Genomic DNA, 1,844 nt, shown 5'->3' on the forward strand with positions numbered 1-1,844 from the left:
GGACCGACGGCAGCGAGCCGTCGTGGACCGAGGGCGGCAGCTATCACGTGGTGCGGGTCATCCGAATGCTCGTCGAGTTCTGGGACCGTGTCTCCATCCGCGAGCAGGAGAACATGATCGGCAGGGAACGCGACAACGGCGCCCCGCAGAGCGGCAGCAGGGAATCGGATGTGCCCGACTTCGCCGACGATCCGACCGGGGAGGCGATCTCGCTGGGTGCGCACATCCGGCTCGCCAATCCCCGCACCCCCGAGACGGCGTCCTCGAGGATGCTCCGCCGCGGCTACAACTACAACTCCGGCCTCGACGCGAACGGCAATCTCGACATGGGGCTGGTCTTCACGACCTTCAACCAGGACCTCGAGCGCCAGTTCGTCACCGTGCAGAAGCGGCTCGCCGACGAGGCGCTCGTCGACTACATCTCGCCCTTCGGTGGCGGCTACTTCTTCGCCCTCCCCGGCGTCCGAACCACCGGAGACTGGCTCGGCAGCCGGCTGCTCGCCTGACCTCCGCATTTTTCCTCGATCCGACGGAACTCAACAGAAAGAGAGCACGCAATGCCTCGCATCACCCGCAGCCGCGTTGGGTGGACGGCCTCGGCCGCCCTCGCCATCGCGGGAATCGCCTGTTTGGGGGTGACGGTCCCCGGGGCCCTCGCCGCCGCCCCGGTGGACAATTCCGCCAACACCACCACACCCATCAAGCACGTCGTCGTCATCTTCGACGAGAACGAGTCCTTCGACCACTACTTCGGCACCTATCCGACCGCGACGAACGCCGACGGCACCCCGTTCACCGCGGCCGCCGGCACTCCGGTGCCCACCAACTACACGAGCAATCCGACGCTGCTCACCGCCAACCCGAACGCGTTCCAGCCGCAGCGGCTGACCCATGCCCAGGCGCTGACCTGCAGCCAGAACCACAACTACACGCCGGAGCAGGCCGCCGAGAACGGCGGCGCGATGGACAGGTTCGTCGAGAACACCCAGTCGGCGAGCGGATGCGCGACGGGACCGCTGTTCTTCACTCCCGGCATCGTCATGGACTACTACGACGGGAACACCGTCACCGGCGAGTGGAACTACGCCCAGAACTTCGCGTTGAGCGACAACAGCTGGGATGCGACCTTCGGGCCGTCGACGCCTGGCGCGCTCAACCTCATCTCCGGCCAGACCCACGGCGGACTTCCCGTCGACTCGAAGACCGGCGCCCCGATGCTGGGCACCACGACGGTTGCATCCCCGGCGGGGAACGGCGTCGGAACGGTGACCGGCGACCCCGATCCGTACTACGACGACTGCGCGGACACCAACCACACGGCGAACTCCGCGCTCGTGCAGATGCAGGGCAAGAACGTCGGTGACCTGCTCAACGACAGGGGTGTGACCTGGGGCTGGTTCCAGGGCGGGTTCACCCCGACCGTGACGGCGGCCGCCAGCTCGACCGGCTACGCGGTGTGCGGGGCCACCATGAGCAACGTCGGCGGTGTCTCCCCGGTCTCCTACTCCCCCCACCACTCGCCGTTCGAGTACTACGAGTCGACCTCGAATCCGCATCACCTTCCCCCGACCTCCGTCGCGGCGATCGGTCACACCGACCAGGCGAACCACAACTACGACATGACGGACTTCGACGCGGCCCTCGCGGCGAACAACCTCCCGGCGGTCTCGTACCTCAAGCCGGCACAGGCCCAGGATGCCCACCCGGGCAACTCCGACCCGATCGACGAGCAGAACTTCCTCGTCAAGGAGATCAACGCCATCCAGCAGTCACCGGAATGGTCGAGCACGGCCATCGTGATCAGCTATGACGACTCCGACGGCTGGTACGACCAGGTCGCCCCG

Annotated in this window: 2 protein-coding genes; both read left to right on the top strand. The window is 66.9% G+C overall.

Features of this window, described 5'->3' with window-relative positions; genetic code table 11:
* A partial coding sequence (locus tag VGC18_RS01695; RefSeq protein ID WP_331093570.1) for a Dyp-type peroxidase occupies positions 1-506 on the top strand: 506 nt, incomplete at its 5' end.
* A 51-nt stretch (positions 507-557) separates the two neighbouring features.
* Positions 558-1,844 (top strand): phospholipase C (locus VGC18_RS01700; RefSeq protein ID WP_331093572.1); only part of this gene is annotated, 1,287 nt, incomplete at its 3' end.

The sequence above is a fragment of the Lacisediminihabitans sp. genome (assembly GCF_036404185.1).
Classification (GTDB): Bacteria; Actinomycetota; Actinomycetes; order Actinomycetales; family Microbacteriaceae; genus Lacisediminihabitans.